This is a genomic window from Shinella sp. WSD5-1, from assembly GCF_963942435.1.
GTDB classification, from domain to species: domain Bacteria; phylum Pseudomonadota; class Alphaproteobacteria; order Rhizobiales; family Rhizobiaceae; genus Shinella; species Shinella yambaruensis.
This window is the reverse complement of sequence record NZ_OZ012596.1, coordinates 2,394,078-2,409,132: the sequence shown is the minus strand read 5'-3', so window position 1 is coordinate 2,409,132 and position 15,055 is coordinate 2,394,078. Positions and strand designations below refer to the sequence as shown.

12 protein-coding genes are annotated in these 15,055 nt (G+C 65.5%); 8 read left to right on the top strand and 4 right to left on the bottom strand.

The genetic code is table 11. The annotated features are described in order from the left end of the window. Positions 1-40 precede the first annotated feature (40 nt). From prfB to AABQ55_RS11780, 3 genes are all read right to left on the bottom strand, one after another. Positions 41-1,172, bottom strand: a protein-coding gene (gene prfB / locus AABQ55_RS11790; RefSeq protein WP_272805136.1) for a peptide chain release factor 2 whose coding sequence is annotated in 2 segments (ribosomal slippage) — positions 41-1,102 and positions 1,104-1,172 — 1,131 coding nt in all. Because the reading frame shifts where the segments join, the coding sequence is not laid out codon by codon here. 101 nt (positions 1,173-1,273) lie between these two features. Then, complete coding sequence (locus tag AABQ55_RS11785) at positions 1,274-3,721, bottom strand: penicillin-binding protein 1A (protein ID WP_244765773.1); 2,448 nt, start codon at positions 3,719-3,721, stop codon at positions 1,274-1,276. Between the two features lie 264 nt (positions 3,722-3,985). Next, entirely contained in the window at positions 3,986-5,227 is a 1,242-nt protein-coding gene (locus AABQ55_RS11780) for an N-acetylmuramoyl-L-alanine amidase (protein WP_398431770.1), read from the bottom strand. A gap of 635 nt (positions 5,228-5,862) precedes the next feature. Here AABQ55_RS11780 and AABQ55_RS11775 point away from each other — a divergent pair. Both AABQ55_RS11775 and AABQ55_RS11770 read left to right on the top strand, forming a co-directional pair. Next, positions 5,863-8,730: an Rne/Rng family ribonuclease gene (locus AABQ55_RS11775; protein ID WP_272805135.1), complete on the top strand. Its 2,868-nt coding sequence runs from the start codon at positions 5,863-5,865 to the stop codon at positions 8,728-8,730. 190 nt (positions 8,731-8,920) lie between these two features. Further along, positions 8,921-9,685 (top strand): SDR family oxidoreductase, encoded by a 765-nt coding sequence (locus tag AABQ55_RS11770; protein WP_272805134.1) that lies wholly within the window; start codon positions 8,921-8,923, stop codon positions 9,683-9,685. An 82-nt stretch (positions 9,686-9,767) separates the two neighbouring features. Here AABQ55_RS11770 and AABQ55_RS11765 read toward each other — a convergent pair whose 3' ends face one another. After that, the gene (locus AABQ55_RS11765; protein WP_272805133.1) at positions 9,768-10,919 is read right to left on the bottom strand and encodes a pyridoxal phosphate-dependent aminotransferase; all 1,152 of its coding nucleotides are present in this window, start codon (positions 10,917-10,919) and stop codon (positions 9,768-9,770) included. Between AABQ55_RS11765 and AABQ55_RS11760 the strand changes: the two genes are divergently transcribed. The 6 genes from AABQ55_RS11760 to aat all read left to right on the top strand — a co-directional run bounded on the left by AABQ55_RS11760 (position 10,918) and on the right by aat (position 14,943). After that, the gene (locus AABQ55_RS11760) at positions 10,918-11,109 is read left to right on the top strand and encodes a hypothetical protein (RefSeq protein ID WP_272805132.1); all 192 of its coding nucleotides are present in this window, start codon (positions 10,918-10,920) and stop codon (positions 11,107-11,109) included. The genes AABQ55_RS11765 and AABQ55_RS11760 overlap by 2 nt on opposite strands. A gap of 16 nt (positions 11,110-11,125) precedes the next feature. Beyond that, a complete protein-coding gene (locus AABQ55_RS11755) occupies positions 11,126-11,884 on the top strand; it encodes a DsbA family protein (protein WP_244765777.1) in 759 nt (252 codons plus the stop codon). A 149-nt stretch (positions 11,885-12,033) separates the two neighbouring features. Further along, complete coding sequence (gene aroQ, locus AABQ55_RS11750; RefSeq protein WP_272805131.1) at positions 12,034-12,471, top strand: type II 3-dehydroquinate dehydratase; 438 nt, start codon at positions 12,034-12,036, stop codon at positions 12,469-12,471. A gap of 20 nt (positions 12,472-12,491) precedes the next feature. Further along, positions 12,492-12,959 (top strand): acetyl-CoA carboxylase biotin carboxyl carrier protein, encoded by a 468-nt coding sequence (gene accB / locus AABQ55_RS11745; protein WP_244765779.1) that lies wholly within the window; start codon positions 12,492-12,494, stop codon positions 12,957-12,959. A 10-nt stretch (positions 12,960-12,969) separates the two neighbouring features. Next, a complete protein-coding gene (gene accC / locus AABQ55_RS11740) occupies positions 12,970-14,316 on the top strand; it encodes an acetyl-CoA carboxylase biotin carboxylase subunit (RefSeq protein WP_272805130.1) in 1,347 nt (448 codons plus the stop codon). 12 nt (positions 14,317-14,328) lie between these two features. Then, positions 14,329-14,943 carry a leucyl/phenylalanyl-tRNA--protein transferase gene (gene aat, locus AABQ55_RS11735; RefSeq protein WP_272805129.1) on the top strand — a complete coding sequence of 205 codons (615 nt, stop codon included), beginning with the start codon at positions 14,329-14,331 and terminating at the stop codon, positions 14,941-14,943. Positions 14,944-15,055: the final 112 nt, after the last annotated feature.

The window sequence follows — 15,055 nt, the reverse complement described above, 5'->3', positions numbered from 1 at the left end:
GCGCCGAAGCGCCCGTTTCCCGTTTCAATGCCGTCCGACGTCAGTTCAGGTCGTCCACGACCGCATCGGCACCGCCGTTGACGCGGTGGGCGAGTGCGGCTTCCATGAATTCGTCGAGCTCGCCGTCGAGCACGTCAGAGGGGGCCGTGCTTTCGACGCCTGTCCGCAGGTCCTTGACCAGCTGGTAGGGCTGGAGGACGTAGGAGCGGATCTGGTGGCCCCAGCCGATATCCGTCTTGGAGGCGGCTTCGGCGTTGGCGGCTTCCTCGCGCTTCTTCAGCTCGGCTTCGTAGAGGCGCGCGCGCAGCATGTCCCAGGCCTTGGCGCGGTTCTTGTGCTGCGAACGCTCCTGCTGGCAGGCGACCACGATGCCGGTCGGGATATGCGTGATGCGCACGGCCGAATCGGTCGTGTTGACGTGCTGGCCGCCGGCGCCCGACGAGCGGTAGGTGTCGATGCGGCAGTCGCTTTCGTTGACCTCGATATCGATCGATTCGTCGACGACCGGATAGACCCAGATCGACGAGAACGAGGTGTGGCGGCGCGCATTGCTGTCATAGGGCGAGATGCGCACCAGGCGGTGCACGCCCGATTCGGTCTTCAGCCAGCCATAGGCGTTGTGGCCCTTGACGAGCATCGTCGCGGACTTGATGCCGGCCTCTTCGCCGTCATGGACTTCCAGCAGCTCCACCTTGTAGCCCGAGCGCTCCGCCCAGCGGGTGTACATGCGCAGAAGCATGTTCGCCCAGTCCTGGCTTTCCGTGCCGCCGGCGCCGGAATGCACTTCGAGATAGGTGTCGTTGGCGTCCGCCTCGCCGGACAGCATGGCCTCGACCTGCTTGCGCGCGGCCTCGACCTTGACGGCCTTCAGGGCGTCCTCGGCCTCCTTGACGATCGCCGCGTCGCCCTCTTCCTCACCAAGCTCGATGAGTTCGACATTGTCCTTGAGCTGCTGCTCGATGGCCTTGACGCCATTGATGCCCTCGTCCAGCTGCTGGCGCTCGCGCATCAGCTTCTGGGCTTCCTGGGCATCGTTCCAGAGGGTCGGATCCTCTGCCTTGTTGTTCAACCAGTCCAGTCGTCTCAGCGCCTGATCCCAGTCAAAGATGCCTCCTCAGCAGGCTTATGGCCTGCTTGATTTCGTCGACGACGTTCTCGATTTCCGCGCGCATGTCCGCCTTCTTCTTCGATGCTATTCCGGTGGCCGTGAAATAGAGAGGGCGGGCGCGGATGTAAAGCCCCGCGCCCGCCCTAGAACCCGATCATCCCTTGATCAGAACAGGCCGCCGCTGCCGCCCGTCACCGCCTGGTTGGCCTGCGGCGAGCTCCTCAGGATCTCCTCCGGGCTGGCATAGTCCTCGCCGCCGATGACCGAGAAGACGGAGGCCGGGCCGGTGCCGGGCTTGAAGGCTTCCATGATCGTGTCGGGCTGGCCTTCGGAGGCCTGCATGCCGGTCTTGCGGTTGACGGCGATGAACTGCATGCCCTCCGGCACGATGAACTTCGTCGGGCGCGTGCCCTCGAGCGCGGCCTGCATGAACTCGTTGAAGATCGGCGCGGAGAGCGAGCCGCCGGTCGCGCCGCGGCCGAGCGGGGCCGGGTTGTCGAAGCCGATATAGAGGCCGGCGACGAGGTCCGGCGTGTAGCCGACGAACCAGGCGTCCTTCTCGTCGTTCGTCGTGCCGGTCTTGCCGGCGGTCGGGCGGTCGAGCTTGATCTTGCCGGCGGCCGTGCCGCGCGTGACGACGCCTTCCATCATCGAGGTGATCTGGTAGGCGGTCATCGGGTCGAGCACCTGCTCGCGGTTGTCGGTCAGGACAGGCTCTTCCTGGTTTTCCCAATCGTTGGCGTTGCAGTTCTCGCAGGTGCGCTCCTCATGGCGGAAGATCGTCTTGCCGTAGCGGTCCTGGATGCGGTCGATCAGCGACGGCTTGATCTGCTTGCCGCCGTTGGCGAGCACCGAATAGGCCGAGACCATGCGCAGCACGGTCGTCTCGCCCGAGCCGAGCGACATGGCGAGCACCGGATACATCTTGTCGTAGATGCCGAAACGCTCGGCATATTCGGCAACGAGGTTCATGCCCATGTCGTTGGCAAGGCGCACGGTCATCAGGTTGCGCGAGCGCTCGATGCCGAGGCGCAGCGTCGAGGGGCCGGCAGCGCCCCCGCCATAGTTCTGCGGGCGCCAGACCTGGCCGCCGGCGACGATCTCGATCGGCGCGTCCATGATCACGGAGGCCGGCGTATAGCCGTTGTCGAGCGCGGCGGCGTAGACGAAGGGCTTGAAGGAGGAGCCCGGCTGGCGCATCGCCTGCGAGGCGCGGTTGAATTCCGATTGCGCATAGGAAAAGCCGCCGACCATCGCGAGCACGCGGCCGGTATGCGGGTCCATGGCGACGAGGCCGCCCTGCACCTTCGGCGGCTGGCGCAGGCGATAGGTGCCGTCCTCCAGCGGTTCGACATAGACGACGTCGCCCACGGTGAAGACACCGGCCGGCGATTTCGCCGTCTTGCGGTCGCCCTTGGCCGAACGATAGGCCCAGGTCATGGCCTTGGCCTCGATACGGCCGGTCACGCGCTCCTCGACCACCTTGCCGGAGGCTTCCTTGCTCGGCTGAAGGCCGATATCGGCGCCGCCGTCGTCGACGGCGAGCACGACGGCGAGCTTCCATTCCGGCACGTCGGAGAGCGAGTCGACCTTGGCGAGCTCCACGCCCCAGTCGCCGCCGATCTCGATGGTCTTGATCGGGCCATGGAAGCCGCGGCGCTCGTCATAATTGAGAAGGCCCTTCTGCAGGGCCCTGCGGGCGGCGACCTGGATGCGCGGGTCGAGCGAGGTGCGCACCGAAAGACCGCCCTCGTAGAGCGCGTTGTCGCCATAGCGCTCGATGATCTGGCGGCGGACCTCCTCGGAGAAGAACTCCGAGGCGAAGAGATAGGAGCCGCGGTGGCGCGGCGTCACGCCGAGCGGCTGGGCCTTGGCTTCCGCGCCGTCGCTCTGGGTGACGTAGCCGTTCTCGACCATGCGGTCGATGACCCAGTTGCGGCGCTCGATGGCGGCCTCGGTGCGGCGGAAGGGATGGTAGTTCGACGGCCCCTTCGGCAGGGCGGCGAGATAGGCGGTCTCGGCGATCGTCAGCTCGGTGACGGACTTGTCGAAATAGGTCAGCGCCGCACCGGCGATGCCGTAGGAATTCAGACCGAAGAAGATCTCGTTGAGATAGAGCTCGAGGATGCGGTCCTTGGAATAGGCCTGCTCGATGCGGAAGGAGAGGATCGCTTCCTTGACCTTGCGGTCGATCGTCTGGTCGGAGGAGAGCAGGAAGTTCTTGGCGACCTGCTGGGTGATCGTCGAGGCGCCCACCGGGCGGCGGCCGGAGCCCATGTTCTGGATGTTGACGACGATGGCGCGGAAGAGGCCGGTCACGTCGACGCCGGGATGCTGGTAGAAGTTCTTGTCCTCGGCGGAGAGGAAGGCGGCCTTCACGCGGTCCGGGATCGCCTGGATCGGCAGGTAGAGGCGGCGTTCGCGGGCATATTCGGCCATCAGCGCGCCGTTGCCGGCGTGCACGCGCGTCGTCACCGGCGGCGCATAGCTGTTCAAGACCTCATAATCGGGAAGATCCTTGGTGACACTTCCGAGATAGAGCGCGACCGCCCCTGCCACGGCAAGGAAGAAGACGGCGCCAATCCCGAAGAAATATCCAATCAGTCTGATCATGAGCCAGTTACCGATGCCTTATGCTTATAATATCATCGGGCGGACCTGCCGCCCGGCCTTGCGCCGCCCCGGCACGTCCGGCCGTTGCGCCTCTTCCGGCGAGGACGAGTCGTCCCATTTTCTCGCTCCCGTCTAGCGATCGGAATGTGAGGAAAATAGGGCTTACAGCATGCATCCCGGCTACGCCACCGCACAATGGCGGCCGCTGTCACTTTTCCGGCACAGGCGAGCCTAGCACGTTCCGCGCCCGCGCGCCGAAAAAGCTCAGCCGCCGTTGGCGACGACCGTCGCGCGGTACTGTTCCACCGCCTTGGCGACAAGGCCCGCCACCTTCTTCTGCCAGGCGGGATCGATCAGCAGCTGCTCGTCGTCCTTGTTCGACATGAAGCCGAGTTCGAGCAGGATCGAGGGTACGTCCGGCGCGGTCAGCACGCGGAAGCCGGCATGACGATGCGGGTTGTTGATCAGCAGCACCTGGTCCTTGAAATTGCTGACGACGCTCTGGGCGAGATTGATCGAGAAGGCCTGGGTCTCGCGGCGCGTCAGGTCGAGCAGGATGTCGGCAACCTCGGCCGGCTCGTCGACGAAGGAGATGCCGGCGATCTGGTCGGACAGATTCTCGCGCTCGGCAAGGCTTGCCGCGAGGCTGTCGGAGGCCTTGTCGGAGATCGTGTAGACGGTCGCGCCGCGGATGTCCTTCTGCTTCAGCGTGTCGGCATGGATCGAGATGAGCAGGTTCGCCCCCTCGTTGCGGGCAAGCTGCACGCGCTGCGACAGGGAGAGGAACTCGTCCTTGTCGCGGGTGAGGATGGCGCGCGTGCCGGGCAGCGCGTTCAGCGCCTCGGTCAGCTGGCGGGCGAAGGCGAGCGTGACATGCTTTTCCTCCGTCTTGGTGACGCCGCCGCGCGCGCCGTTGTCGATGCCGCCGTGGCCGGCATCGACCGCGATGACGAAGGGGCCGCCCGCCCGGCTGCCGGGCAGCATGACCGGCGCCTGCTCGGCGCTTGCCGGGACGGCGGCCTCCTGCCAGCTCTGCTTTTCCATGAGGGCCTGGAAGGCCTGGTCGGTGACGATCGCCGTATCGACGACCAGCCGGTAGCTCGCCGCCCCCTCTTCTTCCTGCACCTCGGCCAGCACGACGCCGACGGGGCGCGAGGCGGTCAGGACGATGCGCGAGCGGCCGGCCGCCATGGTGCCGTAGCGGATGTCGGAGAAGATGCCGCGCGCCTCCAGCTCCTCCGCCTTCACGCCGAAGTCGGTCTCCGGCAGATCGATCAGCACGCGGTAGGGATTGGCGACATAATGGACCTCGAAATCCGGCTTGCGGTCGAAATCGATGATGAGGCGGGTGCGGGCATCGTCGCCGGCAATGCGTGCGGAAAAGGCGAGCAGCGGGGCGGCCGAGGCGGAAACGGCAAGGGCCGGCGTGACGGGCGACAGGCTGAGCATCACGACGATCGCACCGGCCGCGACGCGGAAAAGGGTTTCGGTCAGAAGGCGTAGCATCACCACTGGCAGTCCGTTCAAACGCGTGGAAACCGCGCGATGCGGCACGGGACAAGGCCCATAGATGCCCCCATATGGTTAACCAAAGCTTGCCGGGAGGCGATGTCGCAGCACTCGGCCAGCCATAGGGGCAAATCCATCAAGATTATGACGCTTTTGGCTTTTCCCTTGCCATTGTGACATATCCGCCATAAAAGCAAAATCAGGGAAAAAGAATAGACGGGATAGAATCGCTTAGAGCAGGCAGCCACTCCTTCGGGGCTTGGCGCCGAACCGGGCCTTCATCCGCCGTCGCACCGCTTTTTCCCGGCCGATAAGATCGCGTAAACCGGCGGTGGCCGGAACAGTCAAGGTGGATTTTCCACCAACCGCCCTTACCCAAGGGCAATTTCATCGGACCGATCAGGTCTATGGCACAGGCATTCTCGTTGGACGTTGATGTTGTCACAGCGGATTTTATCAGAGGGTAACTGGCACCGGGACGCTCGCGTACCGACCGCCCTCCGTCCGCCAACCCCGCACCGGGGCCCGACGAGAACTTACATATCCGGCGCATCCCTCTCCTCCTACGGCACTTCCCCTGAAGGGATCAGGTCGCCGTCAGGATTGCGGCTGCGCCGAGGAGCTCAATCTACATGGCAGAGAAAATGCTTATCGATGCGTCTCACGCTGAAGAGACGCGCGTCGTTGTCGTCCGCGGAAACCGCATAGAAGAATTCGACTTCGAGTCCCAATACAAGAAACAGATCCGCGGCAATATCTACCTCGCCAAGGTCACACGCGTCGAACCGTCGCTCCAGGCGGCCTTCGTCGATTATGGCGGCAACCGCCACGGCTTCCTGGCCTTCGCCGAAATCCACCCGGATTATTACCAGATCCCGCTGGCCGACCGCCAGGCGCTGCTGAGGGCCGAGGCCGAAGAGCACCGCCGCGACGACGATATCGAGCCGGTCGAGACCGCATCCGACCTTTCCGACAACACGGACGCTACCGAAATCGAGGCCGTCGAAACCCCGGCTGCCGACGAAGAGGTGCCCGTCGCCGCCACGGAGGCCGAGCCGGAAGTTGCCGAAGCCGCTGCCGCCCTTGCGGAAGAGGCGCCGGCCGAAAAGCCGAAGAAGCCGCGCCGCCCGCGCAAGGCCAAGGCGAAGGCCGAGGACGCGCCGGTTGCCGAAGAGACCGCCGCCCCCACCGAAAGCAGCGACGACGAGACGCCCGGCGGCGCGATGGCCATGGCCGTCGATACCGACGAGATCTCCGAGCCCGCCGAGCGTTCGCGCGGCCGCCGTCGCCGCGATGACGACGACGATGACGACGATCATCACGGCGAGGAGAAGGAAGTCATCGAATCCGTCGGCGCGGAAGACGCGATGGAAGAGGTTCCGGACCGCGTCGTGCGCAAGCCGCGCAAGCAGTACCGCATCCAGGAAGTCATCAAGCGCCGCCAGATCCTGCTCGTGCAGGTCGCCAAGGAAGAGCGCGGCAACAAGGGCGCGGCGCTGACCACCTATCTCTCGCTCGCTGGCCGCTACTCCGTCCTGATGCCGAACACGGCGCGCGGCGGCGGCATTTCCCGCAAGATCACCAACCTGCAGGACCGCAAGCGCCTGAAGGAGATCGCCCGCGACCTCGAGGTTCCGCAGGGCATGGGCGTCATCCTGCGCACCGCCGGCGCGAACCGCACCCGCGTCGAGGTCAAGCGCGACTTCGAATACCTGATGCGCCTGTGGGAGAACGTGCGCACGCTGACGCTCGCCTCGACGGCGCCGTGCCTCGTCTACGAGGAAGGCTCGCTCATCAAGCGCTCGATCCGCGACCTCTACAACAAGGACATCAGCGAGATCATCGTCGCCGGCGAGGAAGGCTATCGCGAGGCGAAGGCCTTCATGAAGATGCTGATGCCGAGCCATGCGAAGGTCGTGCAGCCCTATCGCGACGTGCATCCGATCTTCTCGCGCTCGGGCATCGAGGCCCAGCTCGACCGCATGCTGCAGCCGCAGGTGACGCTGAAGTCCGGCGGCTACATCATCATCAACCAGACCGAGGCGCTTGTCTCGATCGACGTCAACTCCGGCCGTTCGACGCGCGAGCATTCCATCGAGGAGACCGCGCTCCAGACGAACCTCGAAGCTGCCGAGGAAGTGGCACGCCAGCTGCGCCTGCGCGACCTTGCCGGCCTCGTCGTCATCGACTTCATCGACATGGAGGAGAAGCGCAATAACCGCGCCGTCGAGAAGCGCCTGAAGGATCATCTCAAGAACGACCGCGCGCGCATCCAGGTCGGCCGCATCTCGCATTTCGGCCTTCTGGAAATGTCGCGCCAGCGCATCCGCGCCTCGGTTCTCGAATCCACCATGCAGACCTGCCCGCACTGCAACGGCACGGGCCATGTGCGCTCGCAGTCGTCGGTCGCGTTGCACGTCCTGCGCGGCATCGAGGAATATCTGCTCAAGAACACGACGCACAACATCACCGTGCGCACCACGCCCGACATCGCGCTCTACCTGCTCAACCACAAGCGCGGCACGATCATCGACTATGAAGGCCGCTTCGGCGTCGTCATCATCATCGAGGCCGATGCCCATGTCGGCGCGCAGCACTTTGCGATCGATCGTGGCGAGCCGGTCGAGAACCCGGTCAAGATCGACCAGATCCTGCATTTCGAACCCGAGCCGGAAGACGACGACGACGTCGTGATCGATGAGGAGATCGACGAGGAAGAGGAAGAAGCGCGTCCCGCCGGGGCCGCGCAGGCTTCGTCCGCCTCCGACGAGAACGGCCGCAACAAGCGCAAGCGCCGCCGCCGCCGGCGGGGCCGGGGCCGCGAGAATGGCGACGGCACGGACACCGCCTCCTTCGGCGGCGAGCAGGCCGGCGATGAAGATGTGCTCGACGACGACGATGCCGAGGGCGAAGAGGCTGCCGACGCGCCCCAGGCGCAGGCCGACGATGCCTCCGACCAGCGCCGCAAGCGCCGCCGCCGCGGCAAGCGCGGCGGCCGCCGCAACCGTCCCGAGGACGGCTCGCTCGAAGCCGGCGCCGAAGACGCGGAAGAGGCCGATGGCGATGCGGACGACGCCGAAGAGGTGACGACCACCGAGGTCGAGGTCGCTGAGGTGGAGGTCGCCGGGACGGCTGCCCCCGCCGAGGAAGCGCCGGTCGAAGCCGTTGCCGAAGAGGCGCCGGCCAAGCCGAAGCGCGCCCGCCGCAGCCGCGCCAAGGCCGTAGAAGAGGCGGCGACCGACGAGGCCGCCCGCAGCGAGGTGGAGGCCCAGCCGGCCGCCACGACGGTTGCCGAGGACGCCGCACCGGTGGAACCGGAGGTCGAGACCGCCTCTGCCGACCTCGAAGAGCCGGCGAAACCCGCCCGCGCCAATCGCGACCTTTCCAAGATCGCCTCCGAGCCGGTGGTGAAATCTTCGACGAAGAAGGAAGCGGCACCGGAAGAAGAGCCGGAAAAGCCCAAGAAGGGCGGCTGGTGGCAGCGCCGCGGCTTCTTCTAGTCGCTTCACTGCAATTCCCGACGCAAGGCGGCTTCGCGCTTTGCCGGAATTGCTTGGGAAACCACCCTCTTTCAAGACTGGAAAGGCCCGGCATCGTCCGGGCCTTATTCTTGCGCGCGGGAATCGGGTGGTTCCCGCCACTGCCTTCTGCGACATGCAGCTCCGCATGAAACCAGCAAGGGAGAAATCCATGCCCCGTCTCGACAACAAGACCGCCATCGTCACCGGCGCCAGTTCCGGCATCGGCCGCGCCGCCGCGCTTCTCTTCGCCCGGCAGGGCGCCAGGCTCGTGCTCTCCGCCCGCAGACGCGCACAGCTTGAGGAAATCGCCGGCGAGATCCGTGCCGCGGGTGGCGCCGCCATCGCGGTGCCGGGCGATGTGAGCGAGGAGGCCCATCACCAGGCGCTGGTCGAAGCGGCGCAGGCCGAATTCGGCGGCCTCGACATCGCCTTCAACAATGCCGGCACGACAGGCCCGGTCGGTCCCCTCACCGCCCTTTCGCTTGCCGAATGGCAGGATGTCGTCGCCGTCAACCTGACCAGCGGCTTCCTTGCCGCCAGGTACCAGCTGCCGGCGCTGGAGGCGCGGGGCGGCGGCAGCCTCGTCTTCACCTCGACCTTCGTCGGCTACACGGCGGGTTTTCCGGGGCTTGCCGCCTATGCCGCCTCGAAATCCGGCCTTGTCGGCCTGGTGCAGGTGCTCGCCTCGGAATATGGGCCGAAGGGCATCCGCGTGAATGCGCTGCTGCCGGGCGCGACGGACACGCCGATGGGGCGGACGGTTGCAAACACGCCGGAAGCCCGCGACTTCATCGCCGGCCTCAATGCCTTCAAGCGCATCGCCGCGCCGGAGGAGGTCGCCGCGGCCGCGCTCTTCCTGTGCTCGGATGCCTCCAGCTTCACAACCGGCACGGCGATGCTCGTCGACGGCGGCGTGTCGATCAACCGGGTCTGAGGCTCACAAGGAGAATCAGGACCTTGCGGGATTGAATCCGCTTCCCGCCACAAGTGCCTGAAACGGTATCATTTTCCCCGTTTCAGGCGAGCCAGCGCGCGAGGCGGTCGACCGCCTCGCTCATCTCCTCGAAGGAGCCGGCATAGGAGAAGCGCATCGTATGATGCCCGTCCTGCGGATCGAAATCGGCGCCGGGCGTCGCCGCGACGTCGGTTTCGGCGAGCATGCGCCGGGCGAAGGCCATGCTGTCATTGGTGAAGCGGCTGACATCCACATAGGCGTAGAAGGCGCCGTCCATCGGCGAGGCGACGGCAAAGCCGATCTCCGGCAGGCGTTTCACCAGGAAATCGCGGTTCGCCCTGTAGGCGTCGCGGTAGACGTTGAGTTCCGCCTCCGCCCCGAGCGCGGCTTCCGCCGCGATCTGCGAAAGCTCCGGCGCGGAGATGTAGAGGCTCTGCGCGATGCGCTCGACCGGGCGCACCAGCGCCTCCGGCAGCACCATCCAGCCGATGCGCCAGCCGGTCATGCAATAGTATTTCGAGAAGGAGTTGATGATTATCGCCTCCTCGCCGAATTCCAGCGCCGTCGCCTCCTCGCCGACGAAGGTGAGGCCGTGATAGATCTCATCCGAGATGAAGGCGATGCCGTTGTCCCGGCAATAGGCGGAAAGCGCGGTAAGGTTGGCGCGGCCGGTCACCGTGCCGGTCGGATTGGCGGGGCTGGCAAGCAGCACGCCGTCGATGCGTCCATGGGCGGCAGCGGCCGCTTCCAGCGCTGCCGGCGTCAGCGTGAAACCGTTCTCCGCGTTCACCTCGATCTCCACCGTCTCGATGCCGAGCGCGGCGAGGATATTGCGATAGGCGGGGTAGCCGGGCCGTGCGATGGCGACGCGGTCGCCGGCATCGAACAGCGCCAGGAAGGCGAGGTTGAAGCCGGCCGACGAGCCCGTCGTGACGGCGATTCGGCCCGGATCGACGGAAACGCCGTGATGGCGCCGGTAAAAACCGGAGATGGCGCGGCGCAGCGAAAGCAGGCCGAGCGCATCCGTATAGCCGATCCGGCCGACATCGAGCGCGCGGCGGGCTGCGTCTCGCGCCGCCTCCGGGGCGGGATGCACGGGCTGGCCGACGGCCATGGAAATCACCGGACGGCCGGCGGCACGGCGCTTCGTCGCCTCGGCCAGCACATCCATGGCATGAAAGGGTTCGACGGCGCCGCGGCGGGAGAGTTTCATGGGACTGCCTTCCGGTTCTTCGGGTCGCGTCTTCCTGCCGCAAGATGCCCGTCTTCACAATCCCGCGAAGGCCGAAAATCCGCCGCTTTTACCCTATCGTTTGCCCCTGCTCGACCATAAGGTCGTTGAAAGCGCCGCGGCCCGCATTGACGTGCAGGGCCGCCAATGGCACTTCTCCGGCGCATCATGACGAGGACAGGAAAGACATGACATTCAAGACGAAGCTCGCGGCCACCGTAGCCCTTGCCCTTTCGGTCGCAGCCCCCCTGCCCGCCCTTGCCCTCGACGATGCACAGAAGAAGGAAATCGGCGACTTCATCAAGGAATACCTCGTCGAGAACCCGGAGATCCTGCTCGACGTACAGGAAGCCCTGCAGAAGAAGCAGGAGGCGCAGCAGCAGGCGAAGGCCCAGGGCGCCATCACCGACAACGAAAAGGCGATCTTCTCCTCCCCCTACGACATCGCGCTCGGCAACCCGAAGGGCGACGTCACCATCGTCGAGTTCTTCGATTACAATTGCGGCTACTGCAAGCGCGCCCTCTCCGACATGGACGAGATCCTGGAGGAGGACAAGAACGTCCGCTTCGTGCTGAAGGAGCTGCCGATCCTCGGCCCCGATTCGCTTGCCGCCCATAAGGTCAGTGCCGCCGTGCGCGACCTCGCGCCGGAAAAATACGGCGAATTCCACCGCGCGCTGCTGGGCAACGAGGGCCGTGCAACGGAAGAAAGCGCGATCGCTCTTGCCGCGACGATGGGCCTTGCCGAGGCTGATGTCCGCAAGACAATGGCCGACAAGCCGCATGACGACGCCGTGCGCGAAGCCTATTCGCTGGCCAACGAGCTCGGCATCACCGGCACGCCCTCCTACGTGCTCGGGCAGGAGATGGTGTTCGGTGCGGTCGGTGCGGGCGACCTGCGTGAAAAGATCGCCAATGTCCGGGCCTGCGGCAAGGCGACCTGCTGACCGCCATCTTCCTGCCATGCCGCTCGTGTTCAGCCGGCGCTGCTTGTGGACATCGCCCCGTTCGACCGGCAAAGCCCCTGCCCTTGGGGCTTTCCCTGTGGAAACCGCCGGTCTATAGGTAATTGTCTATCCAGCATGCGGAATTGCGAATGGCATCCACTCTTTTCGTGCTCAACGGCCCCAACCTGAACGCCCTCGGCAAACGTGAACCCGGCATCTATGGCGGGCACACGCTTGCGGATATCGCGGCGCTCTGCCAGGCCGAGGGCGAGAAGCTGGGCTTTGCCGTCGACTTCCGCCAGTCCAACCATGAAGGCGACCTGGTCGACTGGATCCACGAGGCCGGCGATACCGCCGCCGGCGTCGCCATCAATGCCGGTGCCTACACCCACACCTCGATCGCCCTGCACGACGCCATCCGCGCCGTCAGCATCCCGGTGGTCGAACTGCACCTTTCCAATGTGCATGCCCGCGAAGAATTCCGCCACACGTCGATGATCGCGCCCGCCGTCAAGGGCGTCATCTGCGGTTTCGGCGCGCACAGCTACGTCCTCGCGCTTCACGCGCTTTCGTCCATCACGAAATAAGAAAAACAAGAGGCTCTTCCATGTCTGACAAGAAAAACGGCATCGATCAGGCGCTGATCCGCGATCTCGCCAACATCCTCAACGAGACGGATCTCACCGAAATCGAAGTGGAGCAGGACGATCTGCGCATCCGCGTCTCGCGCGCCGGCACGCCGCAATTCGTCCAGGCGCCCATCGCCGCCCCGGCCCCTGCCTTCGCCGCGCCTGCCGTCGCCGCGGTCGCCGCCGCTCCGATCGCCGATGCGCGCAGCAACAAGAACGCCGTCACGGCCCCGATGGTCGGCACGGCCTATCTCTCGCCCGCCCCGGGCGCCCGTCCCTTCATCGAGGTCGGCGCGAGCGTCAAGGAAGGCCAGACCATCCTCATCATCGAAGCCATGAAGACGATGAACCAGATCCCGGCGCCGCGCTCCGGCAAGGTCACCGAAATCCTCGTCTCGGATGCAAGCCCGGTCGAATACGGCGAACCGCTGATCGTCATCGAATAAGGCGGCCCCCATGATCTCCAAAGTCCTCATTGCCAACCGCGGCGAAATCGCCCTTCGGGTCCTTCGGGCCTGCAAGGAGCTTGGCATCGCCACGGTCGCCGTGCATTCGACGGCGGATGCCGACGCCATGCATGTGCGCCTCGCCGACGAGAGCGTGTGCATCGGCCCGCCCCCGTCGCGCGAGAGCTACCTGAACATCCACCAGATCGTCGCGGCCTGCGAGATCACCGGCGCCGACGCCGTGCATCCGGGCTACGGCTTCCTGTCGGAAAACGCCAAGTTCGCGGAAATCCTCGACGCGCACGGCATCACCTTCATCGGCCCGACGGCGGAGCACATCCGCATCATGGGCGACAAGATCACCGCCAAGCAGACGGCGCAGGAACTCGGCATCCCGGTCGTTCCCGGCTCCGACGGCGAGGTCAAGCCGGAGAACGCGCTGGAAGTCGCCCGCAAGATCGGCTTTCCCGTGCTCATCAAGGCCACCGCCGGCGGCGGCGGCCGCGGCATGAAGGTCGCCAGATCCGAGGCGGATCTTGACGAAGCCGTCTCCACGGCCCGCTCCGAAGCGCTCGCCGCCTTCGGCAACGACGCCGTCTACATGGAAAAGTATCTCGGCAAGCCGCGCCATATCGAAATCCAGGTCGTCGGCGACGGCATGGGCAATGCCGTGCATCTCGGCGAGCGCGACTGCTCGCTGCAGCGCCGCCACCAGAAGGTCTGGGAAGAGGCCAACTCCCCCGCCCTCAATGTCGAGCAGCGCATGAAGATCGGTCAGGTCTGCGCCGACGCCATGAAGAAGCTGAAATACCGCGGCGCCGGCACGATCGAGTTCCTCTACGAGAACGGCGAGTTCTATTTCATCGAGATGAACACCCGCCTGCAGGTGGAGCATCCGATCACCGAGGCCATCACCGGCATCGACCTCGTGCACGAGCAGATCCGCGTCGCCTCCGGCACCGGCCTGTCGGTGACCCAGGAAGACATCGTCTTTTCCGGCCATGCCATCGAGTGCCGCATCAATGCGGAGGACCCGCGCACCTTCGTTCCCTCCCCGGGCACGATCACGCATTTCCACGCGCCGGGCGGCCTTGGCGTGCGCGTCGATTCGGGCGCCTATCAGGGCTATAAAATCCCGCCCTACTACGACAGCCTGATCGGCAAGCTCATCGTGCACGGCCGCACCCGCGTCGAATGCATGATGCGCCTGCGCCGCGTGCTGGACGAGTTCGTCATCGACGGCATCAAGACGACGCTGCCGCTCTTCCAGGACCTGATCGGTAACCAGGACATCGCCAACGGCGACTACGACATCCACTGGCTGGAAAATTATCTGGCCAGCAAAACCGACGCCTGAGGGGCGTCGGTCATGGCAGGGCGACGCAGCCGGCACCCGGAAATCACCCCGGACCTGCTTCTGCGCGCCTATTCCATCGGGCTCTTCCCGATGGCCGATTCGGCCGACGACCCGGAACTGTTCTGGGTCGAGCCGGACATGCGGGGGGTCATCCCGCTCGATGAGTTCCACGTCTCGCGCAGCCTCGCCAAGACGATCCGCAAGAAGCCCTTCGACATCCGCTTCGACACCGCCTTCGACGCCGTGCTCGCGTCATGCGCGGCGGCCGCGCCCGATCGACCTTCCACCTGGATCAACGCCAAGATCAAGTCGCTCTACGGCACCCTGCACCGCATGGGCCACGCCCATTCGGTCGAAGCGTGGGAGGGGGAAAACCTCGTCGGCGGCCTCTACGGCGTCTCGCTCGGTGCCGCCTTCTTCGGTGAGAGCATGTTCTCGCGGCGCACGGATGCGTCGAAGGTCTGTCTCGTCCACCTCGTCGAACGGTTGAAGGCGCGCGGCTTCCGGCTGCTCGACACGCAGTTCACCACGGAGCACCTGAAGACGTTCGGCGCGATCGACGTGCCGAAGATCGAGTACGAGGACATGCTGGCGAACGCCTTGGCCTCGCCGCATCTGCCGTTTTGAACGGAGAGGTGGCGCTGCGGATCGTGGATCCTCGGGTCAAGCCCGAGGATGACGCAAGAAGGAAAGTCAGCGACAAAGCAGTCCCCCGTATGCCGCACCGCTCGATGCCGCA

What these genes read in the sequence shown, in the direction of transcription:
- AABQ55_RS11770 (WP_272805134.1), top strand. Translation starts at nt 8,921, where the DNA reads ATGCCCCGTCTCGACAACAAGACCGCCATCGTCACCGGCGCCAGTTCC.
- accB (WP_244765779.1), top strand. Translation starts at nt 12,492, where the DNA reads ATGTCTGACAAGAAAAACGGCATCGATCAGGCGCTGATCCGCGATCTC.
- aat (WP_272805129.1), top strand. Translation starts at nt 14,329, where the DNA reads ATGGCAGGGCGACGCAGCCGGCACCCGGAAATCACCCCGGACCTGCTT.
- AABQ55_RS11765 (WP_272805133.1), bottom strand. Translation starts at nt 10,919, where the DNA reads ATGAAACTCTCCCGCCGCGGCGCCGTCGAACCCTTTCATGCCATGGAT.
- accC (WP_272805130.1), top strand. Translation starts at nt 12,970, where the DNA reads ATGATCTCCAAAGTCCTCATTGCCAACCGCGGCGAAATCGCCCTTCGG.
- AABQ55_RS11755 (WP_244765777.1), top strand. Translation starts at nt 11,126, where the DNA reads ATGACATTCAAGACGAAGCTCGCGGCCACCGTAGCCCTTGCCCTTTCG.
- aroQ (WP_272805131.1), top strand. Translation starts at nt 12,034, where the DNA reads ATGGCATCCACTCTTTTCGTGCTCAACGGCCCCAACCTGAACGCCCTC.
- AABQ55_RS11785 (WP_244765773.1), bottom strand. Translation starts at nt 3,721, where the DNA reads ATGATCAGACTGATTGGATATTTCTTCGGGATTGGCGCCGTCTTCTTC.
- AABQ55_RS11760 (WP_272805132.1), top strand. Translation starts at nt 10,918, where the DNA reads ATGGGACTGCCTTCCGGTTCTTCGGGTCGCGTCTTCCTGCCGCAAGAT.
- AABQ55_RS11775 (WP_272805135.1), top strand. Translation starts at nt 5,863, where the DNA reads ATGGCAGAGAAAATGCTTATCGATGCGTCTCACGCTGAAGAGACGCGC.
- AABQ55_RS11780 (WP_398431770.1), bottom strand. Translation starts at nt 5,227, where the DNA reads ATGCTACGCCTTCTGACCGAAACCCTTTTCCGCGTCGCGGCCGGTGCG.